This window comes from Streptomyces sp. Edi4 (genome assembly GCF_040253615.1).
Taxonomy (GTDB): domain Bacteria; phylum Actinomycetota; class Actinomycetes; order Streptomycetales; family Streptomycetaceae; genus Streptomyces.
Genome location: NZ_JBEJGY010000004.1, coordinates 4,788,263 through 4,806,633, shown reverse-complemented (window position 1 = coordinate 4,806,633; position 18,371 = coordinate 4,788,263). Strand labels below are relative to the sequence as shown.

Sequence of the window (18,371 nt, the reverse complement as noted above, 5' to 3'; positions counted from 1 at the left end):
TCCGTCCGGCCTTGTCCGTCCACGGCGGGCGGGCCCCGCACCCTCAGGACACCCGGGGAACCTCATGCCTCGCAGCCGCTTCCGCACCCGCCGGCGCCCGCCCCTCGCCCTGGCGCTGCCCGCGCTGCTCGCCATCGCCTTCCTCGCCATGCCGCTGCTCGGCATCCTGGCCCGCACTTCATGGGGCGACCTCGGCACGCATCTGACCAGCCCCGACGTCACCGAGGCGCTGCGGCTCTCGCTGGTCGTCTCGCTCTGGGCACTCGTTCTCTCCCTCCTGCTCGGTGTGCCCCTCGCCTGGCTGCTGGCCCGGGTCGACTTCCCCGGCAAGGCCCTGGTGCGCTCACTCGTGCTGCTCCCGATGGTGCTGCCGCCCACCGTCGGCGGCGTCGCCCTGCTGCTCGGCTTCGGGCGGCGGGGGCTGCTGGGGCCCTGGCTGGAGGACACCTTCAAGATCACGCTGCCCTTCCACACCTCGGGCGCCGTGGTGGCGGCCACGTTCGTCGCGATGCCGTTCCTCGTGATCAGCCTGGAGGGGGCGCTCGGCGGACTGCGGCCCCGCTACGAGGAGACCGCGGCCTCGCTCGGCGCCTCCCCCTTCCGCGTCTTCCTCACCGTGACCCTGCCGATGGTCGCGCCGGGCCTCGCGGCGGGAGCGGCGCTCACCTGGGCGCGCGCGCTCGGCGAGTTCGGCGCCACCATCACCTTCGCCGGCAACCTTCCGGGCACCACCCAGACCCTCCCGCTCCAGGTCTATCTGCTCCTCCAGGACTCCCCGCAGGCCGCGACCTCCGTCTCCCTGCTGCTGCTCGCCATCGCCATGGCCGTCCTCGTGGCCCTGCGCGGCCGCTGGACCGGTGGCGCCTCCCCCCGCGGCGCCGCGCCCCACGCCACCCTCGGGGACCCCGGCCCCGCCGCTCCCCAGACGGACCCGTCCCCGGCCGACTCGGTACCAGCCGATCGGGTACCAGCCGACCCGGCATCGGCCGACCCGGCGCGGCTCGCGAAGGGTGCCAACTCGCCCAGCTCCGCGCCGAGTTGGGCCCTGCACGCCGACGTGTCCGGGTTCAACGAGCTCACTCTCGACGCCGAGCCCGGCACCACGATCGCGATCGTCGGTGAGAACGGCGCGGGCAAGACCACCCTGCTGCGGGCACTGCTCGGCCTCACCCCGCGCGCCCACGCCGAACTGCGCCTGGGTCATCTCGACGTCACCGGCCTGCCCCCGCACCAGCGCGGGGTTGCCTGGGTCCCCCAGGACGGCGCGCTGTTCCCGCATCTGAGCGCGCTCGCCAACACCGCGTACGGGCTGCGCGCCCAGGGCGTCGGGCGCGGCGAGGCCCGCGCCTCGGCCCAGCGGTGGCTCGACCGCCTCGGCGTCGGCCCACTGGCCCACCGCAAGCCGGCCCAGCTCTCCGGAGGTCAGGCCCAACGCGTCGCCCTGGCGAGGGCGTTGGCGGCCAGGCCCCGGCTTCTGCTCCTCGACGAACCTCTAGCCGCGCTCGACCAGACGACCCGGGCCCAGGTCCGCCACACCCTGCGGACGCATCTGGCCGGGTTCTCCGGGGTGTGTCTGATCGTGACGCACGACCCGGTCGAGGCCGTCTCCCTGGCCGACCGCGTCCTCGTCCTGGAGGCCGGGCGCGCGCTCCAGGACGCGCCGCCCGCCGAGGTCACCCGCCATCCGCGCTCGCCCTGGGTCGCCCGGATGCTGGGCCGCAACGCGTGGGCGGGGCAGGCGCGCGGCGACGGGCTGGCGCTGGCCGGCGGAGGGCGGATCGTGGCGGCCGAGCAACTTCCCGAAGGCAGCAGGGCGTTGGCGATCATCGCGCCGGAGTCGGTGTCCGTGCACCGCAGGCGTCCCGACGGCAGCCCGCGCAACGTCTGGCCCGGCACCGTGCGCGAGATCACGGCGAGCGGGAGCAGACTGCGGGTGCTCATCGGATCGGCCGAGTCGCCCGACCTGATCGCGGAGGTCACCCCGGGCGCGGCGGCCGAGCTGGGACTGGTGGAGGGCGCGGCCGTATGGTCGAGCGTGAAGGCGACCGAGGTGACTCTCGTGTCCCTGTGAGCCGCCGCCCCTAGACTGGCTGCCCGGGAGCGACAGGAACGGTCATGCCACAGCGACGGGAGACGACGGTGACGACGAGCAGCGCCGACCCGTCGGCCGACGTACTCGGCGAGGCAGCGGGCGTCTTCGGACTCCTCGCCTCGCCCGCGCGCCTGCACATCATGTGGATGCTGAGCCATGGCGAGTCCGATGTGTCGGGGCTTGCCGAGAGGGTCGGCGGTGCGCTACCGGCCGTCAGTCAGCACCTGGCGAAGCTGAAGCTCGCGGGACTCGTCCGCTCCCGGCGGGAGGGGCGGCGGGTCGTCTATCTCGTCGACGATCCCGATGTGGCTCAGATGGTGCGCTGGCTGGTGGACCGGCTCGGCGGGGGCGTGAAGCTGCCGGGACCTTCAGGACTCGTCCGTGACCTGGGCGCCTGAGCGGGTCTCCACTCTGCAGTTGTCAAAGAGCACTCCTCTGCAATTGCTGCGTGCGCTCGACTCCGGCCCCCGGGGGCTCGTGGACTCCGACGCCGAGGCACGACTCGCGCGATATGGGGAAAACGTCCTTCCCGCCCGCCGAGTTCCCGCCCTGCCGATCGTTTTCCTACGCAGCCTGCGCGACCCGTTCACCGCCGTGCTCGCCGGGCTCGCGCTGGTCTCCGCACTGGTGGCCGCCTGGGCCACGGCCTCGGTCATCGTGGTGCTGGTGGTGGTGAGTTGCGCGCTGCGGGCCGCGGGCGAGCACCGCGCCGACCGTTCGGCCGCCCGGCTGCGGCACCTGGTGGCGAGCACCGCGACCGTGCTGCGCAGGGCGGATGAGGACGCGGCGCCGGTGGCGCGTGAGGTCCCGGTCGACCAGGTGGTGCCCGGTGACGTGGTGCGCCTCGCGCCCGGCGATCTCGTACCGGCGGATCTACGGCTGCTGCGCGCCAGCGGCCTGACGATGCATCAGGCGGCGCTGACCGGCGAGTCCGCGCCGGTCGCCAAGTATCCGGTGGACGAGCCGGCGCGGACGCCGCCGCCGGCCGGGGGGCGGGCGGACGAGACGCGGACGGGGGCGGGGGCGGCCAACGCGTCGCCGTCCGGGGCGCGGGCGCCCGCGCTGGGCGACGAGGACTTCGACCGGCCCGAGGTCTGCTTCCAGGGCAGCAGCGTGGCGTCCGGCAGCGGCACGGGCGTGGTGATGGCGACCGGCGTGGACACCCGGTTCGCGGCGGCCGACAGGGCGCCGCGCGACGACCGGCGCACGACCGCGTTCGACCGCTCGGTCTACGGCATCTCCTGGATCCTGATCCGCTTCATGCTGCTCACTCCGCCACTCGTCCTGATGGCCAACGCGGCACTGCGCGGCCGGGGCCTTGAGACCCTGCCGTTCGCGGTGGCGGTCGCCGTCGGGCTCACCCCGGAGATGCTGCCGGTCATCGTGACGACGACCCTCGCGCGGGGCGCGTCCGCGCTGGCCCGCACCCACCAGGTGATCGTCAAGCGGCTGCCCGCCCTGCACGACCTGGGCGCCGTCGATGTCGTCTGCCTGGACAAGACGGGCACTCTGACGCAGGACCGGCCGGTCCTGGACTGCGCGCTCGACATCTCGGGCGCCCCCGACGACGCCGTGCTGCGCTGGGCCGCCGTCAACAGCCTGTGGACGCTTCGGCTCGCCGACATGCCGTGCCCCGACGCGCTGGACGAGGCCCTGCTCGACGCCGTGGAGGAACGTCTCACCACGGGGCTCGCGGCCCTGGAGTACGACGCGGTCGCCGCCCTCCCCTTCGACCCGGTGCGCCGCCTGTCCACCGCCGTCATCGCCACCCCGGGCCGGCTCGGACACCACACCCTGGTGGTCAAGGGCGCCGCAGAGGACGTCCTGGAACGGTGCGAACTCACCGAGGAGGAGCGCGGGCGGGCGCGCGCCCTCGCGGACCACCTGGCCGCCGATGGACTGCGCGTCCTCGCGGTGGCCCTGGCGGAACGTCCCGCCACCGCGCGCCCGTACGGCGCCGCCGACGAGCACGGGCTGACCTTCAGGGGTCTTGTCGGGCTGCGGGACGCGGCGGACGAGTCGGCCGCGTCCGCGCTCGCCGCGCTGTCCCACCGGGGCGTCGCGGTCAAGGTGCTGACCGGTGACCACCCCGGCACGGCCGCACGGGCCTGCCGCGAGCTCGGCCTGGACCCGGGCGACGTCGTCGCGGCCGCCTCCTCCGACGCCCTCAGCGACGCCGAACTCGGCGAACTCGCCGCCAGTACTACTGTCTTCGCTCGCTGCTCCCCCGCCCACAAGGCGCGGCTCGTCCGCGTCCTGCGCGAGCGCGGACATGTCACCGGATTCCTCGGCGACGGCGTCAACGACCTGCCCGCGCTGCGCGCCTGCGACGTCGGCATCTGCCCGCCGGGCGCCGTGGACGTGGTTCGCGAGACGGCGGACGTCGTGCTCGCCGCGAAGGATCTGACCTCGCTCGACCACGCCATCGCGGCGGGACGCGCGGGCGGCGCCACCATCGCGAGCTATTTGCGGATCACTCTGTCCTCAAACCTCGGCAACGTCATCGCGATGCTGACCGCCGGACTGCTGCTGCCGTTCCTGCCCATGCTGCCCTCCCAGGTCCTGGTCCAGAACCTGTGCTTCGACGCCGCCCAGTTGGCCTTCGCCCACGAGCGCCCCCAGGCGGCGGCGCTGCGCCGGCCCCTCAAGCTGCGCCCGCGCGAAGTCCTCTTCTCCGTCACCGGGTTCGGCGTGCTCAACGCCGCCGCCGACCTCGCGACGTTCGCGGTGCTCGTGTGGGCACTGAGCGGCACCCGGGCCCAAACGCCGTTCCACGCGGGCTGGTTCACCGAGAACCTGCTGACCCAGGCGCTGGTGATGGTGCTGCTGCGCACCGGGCGCGGCGGCGGCATCCCGGCCACCGCCGGGGTGCTCGCGCTGACCGGCCTGCTGCTCCCGCTCTCGCCGCTGGGGCCGCTCATCGGCATGGGCGCGCTGCCCCTGGCGTACTACCCGCTCCTCGCGATCGTGCTCGCCCTGTACGCGGGCGCGCTGCACTGGCGCACGCGCGGAGCCCGCTGGCCGGTGCCCCCTGCTTGAGGACCGGCCCACCGAGCGGCCCCGGATGCCTTCGCCCCTGGTCAGGGCCATTGTCAGACCCGGCGCCTACCGTGGGGGACATGAACGACACAGCCCGTGAAGTTCCCTTGCGCGTCCGGCTCGAAGCGTGGTCGGACGACGACCTCGACCTGCTCCGCGCGGCCAACGCGCCGGAGATGACCGACCACCTCGGCGGCCCGGAGTCCGAGGAGAAGGTGCTGTCCCGGCACCGCGAGTACACAGCCATGAGCGCCGGTCCCGCCGACGAGGGACGCATGTTCAAGGTCCTCGTCGCCGGGACGGACGAGGTGGTCGGGACGGTCGGTTACTGGCGGCGCGTATGGCAGGGCGAGCCGGTGTACGAGACGGGGTACGGCATCCTGCCCGCCCACCGGGGCCGAGGCCTGGCCGTCGCCGCGCTGCGGGCGGTGGTGGCCGAGGCACGCGCGGCGGGCGGCCCGCGCACGCTGCACGCCTATCCGTCCGTGGACCACGCGGCCTCCAACGCCACCTGCCGGGCGGCGGGGTTCACCTGGGCCGGCGAGGTGGCGTTCGAGTACCCGCCGGGCACCCGGCTGCGCTCCAACGACTGGCGTGCGGACCTGGCGGAGGGGGTCAGTCCAGGTGCTTGTTGAAGTTGAAGGCCGTCACGGCCATGCGCTCACGGAAGTAGAAGCGGTGCGCGTCGGTGCGGTGCGTGCCGGAGTCGAGGTTCAAGGAGGTGCAGCCCGCAGCCCTTGCGTGGGCTTCGAGGTGGGCGAGGAGGGCGTGGCCCACGCCGGTGGAGCGGGCGGTCGCGGCGGTGACCAGGTCGTCGACGTACAGCTTGCGGCCGGCGACGGTGTTGACCACGACGCGCCAGCCGGCCGCGCCCACGCAGGACCCGTCGTCGGCGTAGGCGGCGGTGAAGCGCAGGCCCTGGGCGTGCCCCTCCCCGTAGATCCCGGCGAACAGGTCCTCGGTGAGGTGCGGGCGGAGTTCGAGGAGCACCGGCAGCAGGTCGGCCGCCAGACGCGGGTCGCCGGGCTCAAGGTCAATGATCTTCATGCGGCGAAGAGTAGAGCGCACGGGGCGCTACCGGCCACCGCGATAGTCGCCCCGGCGACCGCCCCCACCTCACGGTGACACACCCACGGTGACCACTGGCATCGTGACCACGCCCACGGTCACCACCGGCACCATGGCCACCGGCACCGTAACCACCTCGACCCGGTGCCCACGCCCACCGTGGCCACCGGCACCGCGACCGCCGGGGGCACCGTGACCACCTCGACCCGGTGCCCACGCCCACCGTGGCCACCGACACCGCGACCGCCGGGGGCACCGTGACCACCTCGACCCGGTGCCCACGCCCACCGTAGCCACCGACACCGTGACCGCCGGGGGCACCGTGACCACCTCGACCTTGACCAGCGCTGTGGTCGCCCCCCAGGCCGTCCCTTTCCCTGCCCGTCCCCTCCCCTGCCCGCCCCCTTCCCGTCCCCCGTCCCCGTCGCCACCCCTGGCCCGTCTCAGTCCCCCGTCCCCGAAACGCGTTTGACGGCTCCCCGTCCGGCGGGGATATTTATCTGCGTGTCGCAGATATTGCCTGACGCAGGTTATCGCTCACCGTCCGACAGGCAGGGCGCATCGCCATGCGTCACCGTGCCCGTGGCCGACCGCGACGTAGGCTCGGTCTTCGTACGTGAACGTGAACGAACAATGCCGCACGCCTCAACTTCCTTCACCCGGAGGGCATTCGCCTCATGACGGTCCTGATCACCGGCAGCCGCGGCAAGGTCGCCACCATCCTCATCGGGCTGCTGCGAGAGCACGGCCTCGCCGTGCGCGCCGCCTCTGCGAGCCCGGACAAGCTGACCGTTCCCGACGGCGTGGAGCGCGTCGTCTGCGACCTCGACGACCCGGCGACGTTCCCGGCCGCCCTGGCCGGCGTCGAGTCGGTCTTCCTCTACGCCAACCCGCAGCACATCGAAGCGTTCCTCACCGAGGCGAAGGCGGCCGGGGTCCAGCACATAGCGCTGCTCTCCTCCAGTTCCGTCCTGGAGCCCGGCGCCGACACCAACGCCATCGCGGCGATGCACAGCGCCGTCGAACGCGGCCTGGCGAACTCCGGAATCCAGTCGACGTTCCTGCAACCCGGCGCCTTCGCGGGCAACGCGCTGGGCTGGTCCTGGGCCGCGAAGTCCGCCGGCACCGTGGACCTGCCCTACCCCGGGACCCAGGCCAGCCCCATCCACGAGGCCGACATCGCCGAGGCCGCCCTCGCCGTCCTCACCCGGCCCGAACTGCGCGGCCGCTCCTACCACTTGACGGGCCCCGCCTCCCTCAGCGCGGCCGAGCGGGTGGCGATCGTCGGCGAGGCGTCGGGGCGTCCGCTGACTGTCAACACCGTGAGCGGCGCGGCCTGGAAGGAGTCGGTGGCCGAGTTCATGCCGGAAAGTGTCGCGGACGCGCTGCTCGGATACTTCGCCTCACACGACGGCCGCCCAGATGCTGTCACATCGGCCGTCGAGGAGCTGACCGGTCACCCGGCCCGCACGTTCGCGTCCTGGGCGCGGGAGCACGCGGATGCCTTCCGGCCCTGAAAAGCGCTTCCCGAACATCCGGCCCGGGGAGCGCACCGGGGCGCGCGCCTGAAATACCTGGCCCGTACCCCCGTCCCAATGCGATCCTGGCGGCGTGAACGGACCGGAGATCCAGATCGACTTCGCCCCTGAGCTGCGGCTCTTCGTTCCGACGAAGCGCCGTGACGGCCGCAGCACCGTGGTGACCGACGGCGTGTCCACCCTGGGCCACGTCGTCGAGTCGCTGGGCGTCCCCCTGACCGAGGCCGGCCGGCTGCTCGCGGACGGCCGCGAGGTCCCGGTCTCGCACATCCCGGTGGCGGGCGAGTTCATCGAGGTGCGCGCGGTCGAGCGCCCTCAGCGGGTTCCGGGCGCCCCGCTCCGGTTCCTGCTCGACGTCCATCTCGGCACACTCGCGCGGCGGTTGCGGCTGCTCGGCGTCGACGCCGCGTACGAGAACGAGGACATCGGCGACCCGGCGCTCGCCGCGCTCTCGGCGCGGGAGCGGCGTGTGCTGCTCTCGCGGGACCGGGGTCTGCTGCACCGCAGGGAGTTGTGGGCGGGGGCGTACGTCTACAGCCACCGCACCGAGGACCAACTGCGGGACGTACTGGGCCGGTTCGCGCCCGAGCTCGCGCCCTGGAGCCGCTGCACCGCCTGCAACGCGCCGCTGCGCGAGGCGGACAAGGAGTCGGTGGGCGACCGCCTGGAGCACGGCACGCGCACCGCGTACGACGTCTTCGCCGAGTGCGGCTCCTGCGAACGGGTCTACTGGCGCGGGGCGCACCACGCGAGCCTTGAGGCCATCGTCGACGACGCCGTCCGCGAGTTCGGCCACGTGAACGCGGCCGCCCACCGCCCGGAATGACCAGCCCGGGCCGCGCCTCCACCTCGGTCAGACCAGGCCGCCCCTGAGGCGTTCGGCCTGGGACGCGCTGAGGTCGATCGTGCGGCGCATGTGCGTGGCGATGAGCGCGATCTCGTCGTCCTCGTACGCCTCGAACATTTCCCACCACGCGCCGTTGAGCCGGCCCCAGACCGCGCCCAGCTCCGCCATCCGCGCGGGCACCACCTCGACGAGCACCTTGCGGCGGTCCGCGGTGTCGCGGCGCCGCGTCACATACCCGGACTTCTCCAGGCGGTCGACGAGCCGGGTGGCGGAGCCGGTGGTGAGGCCGGTCAGCTCGGCGATCCGCCCCGTGGTGACGGGCCCGGGTTCGAGGCCCAGCAGGTTGAGGCACTGCAAGTCCGTCGGATGCAGGCCCAGATGGTCGGCGAGCGCCTGGTTGAAGAGCGCGTACGACGCCATGTAGCGCCGGGCGACGGCCCCGAGGTCACGCATCAGATCGCCGCGCGGGCCGGGGCCGGACACGCCGCCGACGCTCCTCTTCTGTGGCATGCGGAGAGTGTACGGCGCAGGGATCGGCGCCAGGGGGAGGCCGTCGGGCAGGCGGCGGCGACCAGCCCGGGCCCGGCCCGCCCTCAGCATCCGTCGCCCCCAGCACCCGTCGCCCCGGCACCCCTCGCCCGCCGCGCCCTCAGGCCCTCTCCACCCTCAGGCCCGCTCCACCCTCAGGCCCGCTCCGCCGTCAGGCCCGCTCCGCCGTCAGATAGCGCTGCACTGTCGGGCCGAGCCATGCGATCATCTCGTCGCGGGGCATCGCGGCCGTGGGCGGGAACCGCAACACATAGCGGGTCAGGGCCATGCCCAGGATCTGCGAGGACACCAGGGCGGCCCGGCGCGGGGCGTCGTCCGGGTCCGGGCAGACGGCGGCGGCGAGCGGCACCATCTGCTCGGCGAAGACGGCCCGCACCCGCTCGGCGCCGGTCGCGTTGGTGACGCCGACCCTGAGCAGGGCGGTCAGCACGTCGTCACCCTCCCAGCGGTCGAAGAAGTGGGCGACGAGCGCCGCGCCGAGCCCGTCGGCGGGCAGCTCCGCCGGGTCCGGGAAGCCCAGCTCGATCTCGGAGGCGGCCGCGAACAGGCCCTCCTTGTTGCCGTAGTACCGCATCACCATCGACGGGTCGATCCCCGCGTCCCGGGCGATGGCCCGGATGGTCGCGCGCTCGTAGCCGTCGGCCGCGAACCGCTCGCGGGCGGCTTCGAGGATCGCGGTCTTGGTGGCTCCGGAGGTGCGGCGGGGGCCGTCGGCGGCGGCTTCGGTCGTCATGCCAACAAATGTAGGCCAACACCTGTTGACACGCCAGCGACGCCGGTTCTACATTTCCCACACAGGCCAACAAGCGTTGACCAACACGCGTCGACCCGCACTCCCGCACGCATCGACCCGCACGCATCGACCCGCACGCGTTGGCCAACACGCGTTGTCCCGCACTCCCGCACGTATTGCCCCGCACGTATTGCCCCGCACGCATTGCCCCGCACGCATTGCCCCGCACGCGTTGACCCCCACGTATCGACCCGCACGCGTCGACCAACACGGCCGGCACCAGGAGGCAGTCATGAACGACTCCACCCGCGCACTCGACGCCGCGTTGACCGCCGACGTCCTCGTCATCGGCTCAGGCCCCACCGGACTGCTTCTCGCCGGCGATCTGGCCGCGACCGGCCTGAGCGTCACCGTCGTCGAACGCCGCCCGCACGGCATCAGCAACCTGACCCGCGCCTTCGGCGTCCACGCGCGCACCCTGGAAATGCTCGATGCCCGGGGCCTGGCGGAGGAATTGATCAAGGGCGGCACAGCCGTCGACCACATGGACATGTTCGGCCGGGTCACCCTCGACCTGACCCGGCTGCGTTCGCGCTTCCCGTTCCTCCTGGTCACCCCGCAGTACGAGATGGAACGGATCCTGGAGCGGCGCGCACTGGCCGAGGGCGTCCAATTCCGTTACGCCACCGCGCTGCTGACGCTCCATCAGGATGGCAACGGCGTCACGGCCACCCTGCGCGACGCCGAGGACGGGCGGCACCTGACGGCGCGGGCCCGCTACCTCGTCGGCGCCGACGGCTCGCGCAGCGGCGTGCGCGAAGCGCTTGGACTGCCCTTCCCCGGCGCGGCGGTGATCCGTTCGATCGTCCTGGCGGACGTGCGCCTGGAGCGGGAGCCGGACACCATGCTCACGGTCACCGGCTCAGGCGACTCCTTCGCCGTCGTCGCCCCGTTCGGCGACGGGTACTTCCGGGTCATGGGCTGGAACCGCAAGCGCCAGGTTCCCGACACCGAACCCGTGGACCTGGAGGAGATCCGCGCCATCGCCCGGGAGGCCCTGGGCGCCGACCACGGTCTGCACGACCCGCGCTGGCTCTCCCGCTTCCACAGCGACGAACGCCAGGCGCCGTCCTATCGCGTCGGCCGCGTCTTCCTCGCCGGGGACGCCGCGCACGTCCACTCCCCCGCCGGCGGCCAGGGCATGAACACCGGCCTCCAGGACGCCGCGAACCTCTCGTGGAAGCTCGCCGCCGTGCTGCGCGGCCGGGTCGGCGACCCCGAGGCGCTGCTCGACAGCTACCAGGCGGAACGCCATCCGGTCGGCGCGTCGGTGCTGCGCAGCAGCGGGGTGCTGGTCCGGCTCGCGATGGCCCACAACCCCCTTCAGCGCGCGGTCCGTTCGCTGGCCGTCTCGATCCTCAAGACCGTACGCCCCGCCGCCGACAAGGCGCTCGCGATGATCAGCGGCGTCGGCATCGCCTACCGGGCCGAGCGCGGCGCGCACCCGCTCACCGGAAAGCGCGCACCGGATTTGGAGCTCGCGCGGGGGCGTCTGTACGAGGCGCTGCGGCAGGGCAGGTTCGTCCTGGTGACACCCGAGAACGCCCCGCTCGTGGCGCCCGGGGAGGTGGTCGGCGCGCACTGGAGGAGCGGGCGCGCGGGCTCGCTGCTCGTGCGGCCGGACGGTTACGTGGCGTGGGCGAGCGACGGCCCCGACCCGGCCGGGCTGCACACCGCGCTCCAACGCTGGACGGGACACGCCTAGGAGCAAAGACGCCCAGCACAACCCGTGCCCCACACCCAGCACCCAGGGCACAACCCGTGCCACCCTGAACCCCATGCTCGTCGCACGCTCCGCGCTCCTGTTCGTCCTGGCCGCCCTGTTCGAGATCGGCGGGGCCTGGCTCGTCTGGCAGGGGGTCAGGGAGCACCGGGGCTGGGTGTGGATCGGCGCGGGGGTCCTCGCGCTCGGCGTCTACGGTTTCGTGGCGACGCTCCAGCCCGACGCCGAGTTCGGCCGGATCCTCGCCGCGTACGGCGGTGTCTTCGTGGCGGGCTCGATCGTCTGGGGCATGGTCGCGGACGGCTACCGCCCGGACCGCTGGGACATCACCGGCGCGCTGGTCTGCCTGGCCGGGATGGCCGTGATCATGTACGCCCCGCGCGGCCGCTGAGACCGGGACCGGACCGGCCCGGCCGGGTGTCGTACGCCCCGCCTATCCTGGCGGCGTACTCACCACACGCGCGCGAGGAGCACGAATGACTGCCGCCGGGACCCCGATCGCCGTCGTCACCGGAGCGAGCAGCGGGATCGGTGCCGCCACCGCCCGCGGCCTCGCCGCCGCCGGTTACCGCGTGGTGCTGACCGCCCGCCGCAAGGACCGCGTCGAGGCGCTGGCCGCCGAGATCAACGAGGCGGGCCACCAGGCGACCGCGTACCCGCTCGATGTGACCGACCGCGCCGCCGTCGACGAGTTCGCCACCGCGTTCCGCACCATCGGGGTGCTGGTCAACAACGCGGGCGGCGCGCTGGGCGCGGACCCGGTCGCGACCGGCGATCCGGCGGACTGGCGCCAGATGTACGAGACGAACGTCATCGGCACGCTCAACGTCACCCAGGCCCTGCTGCCCGCGCTGGAAGCCTCCGGCGACGGCACGGTCGTCATCCTGTCCTCGACGGCGGGCCACGCCACCTACGAGGGCGGCGGCGGTTACGTGGCCGCGAAGAACGGCGCGCGCGTGCTGGCCGAGACGCTGCGGCTCGAGATCGTGGGCCGTCCGGTGCGGGTCGTGGAGATCGCGCCCGGCATGGTGAAGACGGAGGAGTTCGCCACCACCCGCTTCCGCGGCGACACCGAGAAGGCCGCCAAGGTGTACGCGGGCGTGGCCGAGCCGCTGAGCGCCGAGGACGTCGCGGACACCATCACCTGGGCGGTCACCCGTCCCAGCCACGTCAACATCGACCTGCTCGTCGTCCGCCCGAGGGCCCAGGCCTCCAACACGAAGGTCCACCGCGAGCTGTAGCGGACCCGGAGCGCGCGGCCCCCGGCACCAGCTTCGGCCCGGCCCGGGCACCGGCCCCCGCCCCGGCCCCCGGCGTCGGCCCCGGCCCCAACTTCCGCCCGGCCCGGGCGCCGGCCCCACCCCGCCCTACTCCACGGCCGCCCGCAGCATCGGCATCCGCGTGTGGCGGCGCTTCTCGCCCGGGTGGAAGACCAGGATGATCAGGCGGGCGCCCGGCGCGGCCATCGGCTGGGCGGCGCACATCGTCACCCAGCCCGGGCCGCGCGAGGCGTGGTTGAGGGGGCGCTCGTCGCCGTCGAGGTGCAGGTAGGCGCTGGCCCGGTTGTAGATCCGGGAGGCGAGCGGGTCCTCAAGGACCTCCTTCTCGATCTGCGCCAGCGTCTGGTCGGTGGGGTCGGCGGCCAGCGCGGCCCGCAGCTGAGGCAGCACGAGCGGCGCCCAGGAGTGCTCCCAGTCGGCCAGGGTCTCCCGGGCGCCCGGGTCGAGCGCCATCCACCGCATGGTGTTCCTCGGCACGCGCCGGTCGGGGAACATCTCCTCCCAGCACGCGTTGTGCGCCAGCAGGTTCCACGAGCGGTCGTTGACGTACGCCATGTGTCCGATGCCGTCGACCGCCTCCTGCCACACCCCGGGGATCTCCTCTCCCGACTGCGAGTGCAGGGGGAAGGGCGGATCCTGGCCGAGGCAGTAGCGCCAGAGCGCGATCCACTCCTGCTCGTTCATGCCGAGCAGCCGGGCCACGTCCTGGAGCAGGTCGGCGGGCGGGTTGGGGTAGCGGCCGGACTCCAGGCGTCCGTAGGTGTCGGGGGCGCGGTGCAGGATCTGGTCGATCTGGGCCTGCGAGAGGCCGGGCGCCCGCCGGCCCTGCCGGGTCGGTCTGCTCAGCCCATGACTCTCGGGCGTGATCAGCGCGCGGCGCTCGCGCAGCAGAGAGCGCAGAGCGGGCTTGTCCATCTGTGGTTCTCCCCCGGTGACGGGCGGCCGGCGACGTCTGCGTCGGCCGCGCGGTTGGAACAGCCGCTCCCGGTGCGCGGCCCCGACTCTGCCATCGGACCCGGGCCGGGTGGCCGGCGCCGGCCGGGTGGCCGGCGCGCGTCCTCTCGTCGGCGTACGTTCCATTGTCGGTGTACGCCCCATTGTGGGAGCCGATCGCCTCTCCCGCGCACGCCGGGTGACCCCGGGGCGCGGGCCGGCCGTCGTAAACCGGCGTCGGCGCGGCCCTTTCGGCAGCACGACGGCCCCGGGCGCGGGCGTCGGGGCAGGGGGAGCGGGACCGAGGGCACGGCGGGGACGGTGGCCGTCACGACCGGGGCGTGGGCCGGGGGGCGGTTGGCGAGGCGTGCCCTTTCATGGAACGGGTCGGGGTGGGGGCGTCCTCCGGGCACCGCTCTGGCGGCCGAGCCGTGGCCGGTCGCCGAGGCACCCCCGGGAGAGACCCCACAGGTACGCTGGCTGATGGGGCATGCACGGATCAAGCGGTAGCGGATGCGCACGTACGCAGGGCGCACACACGCACCGGCGCTACGGGGGCAGACATGGGCGAAAGGGACAGTCGGGCGGCCGATGCCGATGCCCGGGCGCTGTCGCCCGAGGCCGTCGAACTCTACGGCCGGGTCACCCGTCATGAGCACATCGATCCGCACCGTGACGCCGACGCGCTCGCCGAGCTCACCGAGTGGGGCCTCGTCAGCACCGATCCGCACCTGCCCCACCTGGTCATCGCGCTCGACCCCCAGGAGGCCGGCCGACGCCGCCTGGACGACGAGCTGCGGCACCTGGCCGCGCGGGCCGCGCTCGCGACGCGCATCCCCCAGCTCACCGACGAGCTCGGCCTGCACTTCGAGCGCGCCAAGTGGCGCTCGGGCCGGGGCTCGGAATTCCTCGGCGAGCCCGAACTGGTCAACGCCCGGATCGACCAGGCCGTGGGCCGGGCCCGCGCGGAACTGCTCACCGCGCAGCCCTGCGGCCCGCGTGACCAGGGCCGCAGGGAGGCTGTCGAAGCCAGGGACAGCGCGGCGCTCACCCGGGGCGTCCACATCCGCAGCCTCTGTCTCGACACCGGCCGCGACGACGCGGTGACCCGCGCCCACGTGGCCACGATGACGGCGCGCGGAGCCCAGTTCCGTACCCAGGTCACCCAGTTCCAGCGCTGCGTGATCATCGACCGGCGGCAGGCGTTCATCTCCGACCACATCGTCAATTCCGCGCCCGGACATGCCTTCTGGCACGTGCGGGACCGGGCCGTGGTGGCCTTCATCGCCGAGGTCTTCGAGGAGGGCTGGCGGCGCGCGGACCCCTGGGACGGCGATCCCCACAGCGGCACGTCCGGCGCGGCCGGCGGCTGCGCCACGCGGACGACGCCGCTCCAGCGCGAGATCCTGCGCGACATGGCGCGCGGCATCGAGCAGCGGCTCACCGCGCAGCGCCTGGGCATCGGACTGCGCAGCCTTTCCAAGGAGGTACATGACTTGCGGGAGCTGTTCGGGGCGTCCACGCTTCAGGAACTCACCTATCAGTGGGCCCTGTCGGACGAGCGTCTGATCGACGACCGCCCGCCCGCTCAGGGTCAGGCCACGGCCTGACCCGCCGCGGTCCCCGCGGTCCGCGCGGCCTCGCGGTCCGCGCCGGGCGTCTCGGCCACCGGACCGCCGCTATCCCGCCCACCGGGCCGGATCTTTTCCCATTGCACTTTTCAGCGGATAAATCTTCAGCGGAAAACCGGGCGCCCGTCCTGCATCCTGGTGGAGGACGATCACTGGTTCCCCCCGTACCGGGAGGAACCGGCCGTCCAAACGTCCGTAGTCACGAGGACGTTGTCCGCGTACGCCAGAACCGGCAGTGCAGGGCATGGGCAGACGATGCCCTGCCGGGCGTCCCGCGGACACCGAGCGGCTTCTGCCAGTGCCGCCCGGACGAAAACCGGACCCCCTCCCCGGTACGTCCTCGTGATACGGGCAGTGCTCGGCAGGCCACGGCTCGCCGATGGCACAGCCGTGCGCCACACCGGCGCTTTCCCGGCATGCGGGCCGGGAAGAGGCGGCGGCCGGGGGCCCAGGCCCCCGGCCCGGCCGCGCCCCCCAGGCCCGTGACGCCGATCACCGCTCGCCCGTGACCCTGATCACCGCTCAGCCCGTGACGCCGACCCGAGCCCCCTCGGCCCGCCGTCACGCCGGTCACCGCTCAGCCCTTGACGCAGATGACCTGCTTGAGTTTCGCCACGACCTCCACCAGATCGCGCTGCTGGTCCATGACCTGCTCGATCGGCTTGTAGGCGGCCGGGATCTCGTCCACCACACCCGCGTCCTTGCGGCACTCCACGCCCCGCGTCTGCTCGGCCAGGTCCCGCGCGGTGAACGCCCGCTTGGCGGCGCTGCGGCTCATCCTGCGGCCCGCGCCGTGCGATGCGGAGTTGAAGGACGCCGCGTTGCCGAGGCCCTTGACGATGTACGAGCCCGTGCCCATCGACCCGGGGATGATCCCGAGGTCCCCCGCGCCGGCCCGGATCGCTCCCTTGCGGGTGACCAGCAGGTCCATGCCGTCGTACCGCTCCTCCGCCACGTAGTTGTGGTGACAGGAGATGACCGGCTCGAAGGTGACCCGGGCTTTCTTGAACTCCTTGCGGACCACGTCCTGGAAGAGCGCCATCATGATCGCGCGGTTGTACTGGGCGTACTCCTGGGCCCAGAACAGGTCGTTGCGGTACGCCGCCATCTGCGGGGTGTCCGCGACGAAGACGGCGAGGTCGCGGTCGACCAGGCCCTGGTTGTGCGGCAGTTTCTGGGCCTGCCCGATGTGGAAGTCGGCGAGTTCCTTGCCGATGTTGCGGGACCCGGAGTGCAGCATCAGCCAGACCGCGCCCGACTCGTCGAGACAGAATTCGACGAAGTGGTTGCCCGAGCCCAGCGTCCCCATCTGCTGGGCGGCGCGCTCGGCACGGAATTTCACCGCGTCCGCGATCCCCTCGAACCGCTCCCAGAAGCCGCTCCACCCCGCCAGCGGGAAGCCGTGCAGCCGGCCCGGTTCCACCGGTGAGGCATGCAGGCCGCGCCCCACCGGGATGGCCTGCTCGATCTTCGTGCGGAGCCGGGAGAGGTCGCCGGGCAGGTCGTTGGCGGTCAGGGAGGTCTTGACGGCGGACATGCCGCAGCCGATGTCGACGCCGACCGCCGCAGGGCAGACCGCGCCGTGCATGGCGATCACGGAGCCGACCGTGGCGCCCTTGCCGTAATGGACGTCGGGCATCACCGCGAGTCCCTTGATCCACGGCAAAGTGGCGACATTGTGCAGCTGCCGCATCGCGCCGTCGTCGACCGACGCCGGGTCGGCCCACATCCTGATGGGCACCCGCGCCCCGGCCAATTGCGTGTACGACATAATTCTTCGATCCCCCGTGAGTGAAACCTGTAAGCGAAAAACGGCACCAAGGCCCTGAACCGCACGTATGGCAAAAACCGCCGCCAAAACCCACAACCAGGACAGTGGACCGGCGTTCACAGGTGCACGTGCGATACACATTGTGTCCGGCCGCCGCCCAGCGGCGGCAACCGTTTTTCCCACCGTCGTCCTGCTGGAAGGAGCCTTCGCACCGTGCAGCGCAAGGCGTACGTGCCCGGTCTCGCCCTCCTGGTGGCGCTCGCCTCCGGCTGTTCCTCAGGGTCGGGACCCGCTGGTTCCAGCGCCGACGCCAAGGGCGGTACGACCAGGGCGGCGCCCGCGCCGCCCGGCAAGTACCGCACTCTGCCCGAGCCCTGCCACGCCGTGAGCAAGAGCGTGCTCAAGGACATGCTGCCGGGCGCCGCGTCGCTGGCCGACGCGGACGCCGCCAAGGAGTACGCGGGCGTCGCCGACCTGACCTACGACACCGACCGCCGGGTCGGCTGCCGCTGGAAGGACGAGACGCCCGAGGGGGTGCGCAGACTCTCGGTCGACTTCGAGCGCGTCGTGTCGTACGACCCCGCGGTGAGCGACGACGACCAGACCAAGGAGCTGTACGGCAAGAAGGAGACGGCGGCGAATCTGCCCGCCCCCGCGAGCTCGGCGCCCGCCGTACCCGTGTCGCCCTCCCCCTCCGCGACGCCCTCCCCCGCCGGATCCCCCGCCACCGGCACCCGCGCCGCCTCCGGCGCACCCGCGCCCGGCACCTCGCCCTCCGGCGGTCCGAGCGGCGCACCGGCCGGCGCCACCCCCGGCGCGCCGAACCCGTCGGGCAGCGCCGACACCGGTCTCCAGCCGCGCCGGCTCAGCGGCCTCGGTGACGCCGCGTTCCTCAACGACGTGGCCTCCCCGGCCGGCACCGGCGGCGCCACGGGCGCCGGACAACGTACCGTCACAGTGATCTTCCGTACGTCCAACGTCATCGTGACCATCGAGTACGCCGCCCAGGCCATGGCAGCCGCCGCGGTCCCCGACAGCAAGGAGCTGCAAGGGCAGGCCCAGGCTCTGGCCGGCCGGCTCGTCGAGCAGTTCAGCGAATAGCGCGCC

Annotated in this window: 16 protein-coding genes; 11 read left to right on the top strand and 5 right to left on the bottom strand. The window is 73.1% G+C overall.

Features of this window, described 5'->3' with window-relative positions; all coding sequences use genetic code 11:
• Positions 1-64: 64 nt before the first annotated feature.
• The 4 genes from ABR738_RS23805 to ABR738_RS23790 all read left to right on the top strand — a co-directional run bounded on the left by ABR738_RS23805 (position 65) and on the right by ABR738_RS23790 (position 5,766).
• A complete protein-coding gene (locus ABR738_RS23805) occupies positions 65-2,071 on the top strand; it encodes an ABC transporter permease (protein ID WP_350232013.1) in 2,007 nt (668 codons plus the stop codon).
• 44 nt (positions 2,072-2,115) lie between these two features.
• On the top strand, positions 2,116-2,490 hold the full coding sequence (locus ABR738_RS23800; RefSeq protein WP_350232012.1) for an ArsR/SmtB family transcription factor: 375 nt from the start codon (positions 2,116-2,118) through the stop codon (positions 2,488-2,490).
• Complete coding sequence (mgtA, locus tag ABR738_RS23795) at positions 2,474-5,131, top strand: magnesium-translocating P-type ATPase (protein WP_350232011.1); 2,658 nt, start codon at positions 2,474-2,476, stop codon at positions 5,129-5,131. The genes ABR738_RS23800 and mgtA overlap by 17 nt, the downstream gene beginning before the upstream one ends.
• Before the next feature lie 80 nt (positions 5,132-5,211).
• Positions 5,212-5,766 (top strand): GNAT family N-acetyltransferase, encoded by a 555-nt coding sequence (locus ABR738_RS23790; protein WP_350232010.1) that lies wholly within the window; start codon positions 5,212-5,214, stop codon positions 5,764-5,766.
• Here ABR738_RS23790 and ABR738_RS23785 read toward each other — a convergent pair.
• Positions 5,747-6,178: a GNAT family N-acetyltransferase gene (locus ABR738_RS23785; protein WP_350232009.1), complete on the bottom strand. Its 432-nt coding sequence runs from the start codon at positions 6,176-6,178 to the stop codon at positions 5,747-5,749. The genes ABR738_RS23790 and ABR738_RS23785 overlap by 20 nt on opposite strands.
• Positions 6,179-6,876: 698 nt before the next feature.
• Here ABR738_RS23785 and ABR738_RS23780 point away from each other — a divergent pair.
• On the top strand, positions 6,877-7,716 hold the full coding sequence (locus ABR738_RS23780; RefSeq protein ID WP_350232008.1) for an NAD(P)H-binding protein: 840 nt from the start codon (positions 6,877-6,879) through the stop codon (positions 7,714-7,716).
• 94 nt (positions 7,717-7,810) lie between these two features.
• Complete coding sequence (locus ABR738_RS23775; RefSeq protein ID WP_350232007.1) at positions 7,811-8,563, top strand: Mut7-C RNAse domain-containing protein; 753 nt, start codon at positions 7,811-7,813, stop codon at positions 8,561-8,563.
• A 27-nt stretch (positions 8,564-8,590) separates the two neighbouring features.
• Here ABR738_RS23775 and ABR738_RS23770 read toward each other — a convergent pair whose 3' ends face one another.
• Together ABR738_RS23770 and ABR738_RS23765 are read right to left on the bottom strand one after the other, a co-directional pair.
• Positions 8,591-9,037: a MarR family winged helix-turn-helix transcriptional regulator gene (locus ABR738_RS23770; protein WP_502964238.1), complete on the bottom strand. Its 447-nt coding sequence runs from the start codon at positions 9,035-9,037 to the stop codon at positions 8,591-8,593.
• Between the two features lie 247 nt (positions 9,038-9,284).
• The gene (locus ABR738_RS23765; protein WP_350232005.1) at positions 9,285-9,866 is read right to left on the bottom strand and encodes a TetR/AcrR family transcriptional regulator; all 582 of its coding nucleotides are present in this window, start codon (positions 9,864-9,866) and stop codon (positions 9,285-9,287) included.
• A gap of 292 nt (positions 9,867-10,158) precedes the next feature.
• Between ABR738_RS23765 and ABR738_RS23760 the strand changes: the two genes are divergently transcribed.
• The 3 genes from ABR738_RS23760 to ABR738_RS23750 all read left to right on the top strand — a co-directional run bounded on the left by ABR738_RS23760 (position 10,159) and on the right by ABR738_RS23750 (position 12,890).
• Positions 10,159-11,631 (top strand): FAD-dependent monooxygenase, encoded by a 1,473-nt coding sequence (locus ABR738_RS23760; RefSeq protein WP_350232004.1) that lies wholly within the window; start codon positions 10,159-10,161, stop codon positions 11,629-11,631.
• A gap of 73 nt (positions 11,632-11,704) precedes the next feature.
• Positions 11,705-12,040: a YnfA family protein gene (locus ABR738_RS23755; RefSeq protein WP_350232003.1), complete on the top strand. Its 336-nt coding sequence runs from the start codon at positions 11,705-11,707 to the stop codon at positions 12,038-12,040.
• An 85-nt stretch (positions 12,041-12,125) separates the two neighbouring features.
• Complete coding sequence (locus tag ABR738_RS23750; protein WP_350232002.1) at positions 12,126-12,890, top strand: SDR family NAD(P)-dependent oxidoreductase; 765 nt, start codon at positions 12,126-12,128, stop codon at positions 12,888-12,890.
• Between the two features lie 126 nt (positions 12,891-13,016).
• On the opposite strand, the gene ABR738_RS23745 is transcribed toward ABR738_RS23750, so the two are convergent.
• Complete coding sequence (locus tag ABR738_RS23745) at positions 13,017-13,844, bottom strand: MmyB family transcriptional regulator (protein WP_350232001.1); 828 nt, start codon at positions 13,842-13,844, stop codon at positions 13,017-13,019.
• A 581-nt stretch (positions 13,845-14,425) separates the two neighbouring features.
• Here ABR738_RS23745 and ABR738_RS23740 point away from each other — a divergent pair.
• Positions 14,426-15,472: a hypothetical protein gene (locus ABR738_RS23740; protein ID WP_350232000.1), complete on the top strand. Its 1,047-nt coding sequence runs from the start codon at positions 14,426-14,428 to the stop codon at positions 15,470-15,472.
• A gap of 598 nt (positions 15,473-16,070) precedes the next feature.
• Here the strand turns inward: ABR738_RS23740 and ABR738_RS23735 are convergent.
• Entirely contained in the window at positions 16,071-17,264 is a 1,194-nt protein-coding gene (locus ABR738_RS23735; protein WP_350231999.1) for an RtcB family protein, read from the bottom strand.
• A 213-nt stretch (positions 17,265-17,477) separates the two neighbouring features.
• On the opposite strand from ABR738_RS23735, the gene ABR738_RS23730 reads away from it, so the two are divergent.
• A complete protein-coding gene (locus ABR738_RS23730) occupies positions 17,478-18,365 on the top strand; it encodes a DUF3558 domain-containing protein (protein ID WP_350231998.1) in 888 nt (295 codons plus the stop codon).
• Positions 18,366-18,371: the final 6 nt, after the last annotated feature.

Bases quoted from the DNA above. Each gene is read 5' to 3' on its own strand.
- ABR738_RS23805 (WP_350232013.1), top strand. From the start codon at position 65: ATGCCTCGCAGCCGCTTCCGCACCCGCCGGCGCCCGCCCCTCGCCCTG.
- ABR738_RS23800 (WP_350232012.1), top strand. From the start codon at position 2,116: ATGCCACAGCGACGGGAGACGACGGTGACGACGAGCAGCGCCGACCCG.
- ABR738_RS23790 (WP_350232010.1), top strand. From the start codon at position 5,212: ATGAACGACACAGCCCGTGAAGTTCCCTTGCGCGTCCGGCTCGAAGCG.
- ABR738_RS23785 (WP_350232009.1), bottom strand. From the start codon at position 6,178: ATGAAGATCATTGACCTTGAGCCCGGCGACCCGCGTCTGGCGGCCGAC.
- ABR738_RS23780 (WP_350232008.1), top strand. From the start codon at position 6,877: ATGACGGTCCTGATCACCGGCAGCCGCGGCAAGGTCGCCACCATCCTC.
- ABR738_RS23770 (WP_502964238.1), bottom strand. From the start codon at position 9,037: ATGCGTGACCTCGGGGCCGTCGCCCGGCGCTACATGGCGTCGTACGCG.
- ABR738_RS23765 (WP_350232005.1), bottom strand. From the start codon at position 9,866: ATGACGACCGAAGCCGCCGCCGACGGCCCCCGCCGCACCTCCGGAGCC.
- ABR738_RS23760 (WP_350232004.1), top strand. From the start codon at position 10,159: ATGAACGACTCCACCCGCGCACTCGACGCCGCGTTGACCGCCGACGTC.
- ABR738_RS23755 (WP_350232003.1), top strand. From the start codon at position 11,705: ATGCTCGTCGCACGCTCCGCGCTCCTGTTCGTCCTGGCCGCCCTGTTC.
- ABR738_RS23750 (WP_350232002.1), top strand. From the start codon at position 12,126: ATGACTGCCGCCGGGACCCCGATCGCCGTCGTCACCGGAGCGAGCAGC.
- ABR738_RS23745 (WP_350232001.1), bottom strand. From the start codon at position 13,844: ATGGACAAGCCCGCTCTGCGCTCTCTGCTGCGCGAGCGCCGCGCGCTG.
- ABR738_RS23740 (WP_350232000.1), top strand. From the start codon at position 14,426: ATGGGCGAAAGGGACAGTCGGGCGGCCGATGCCGATGCCCGGGCGCTG.
- ABR738_RS23735 (WP_350231999.1), bottom strand. From the start codon at position 17,264: ATGTCGTACACGCAATTGGCCGGGGCGCGGGTGCCCATCAGGATGTGG.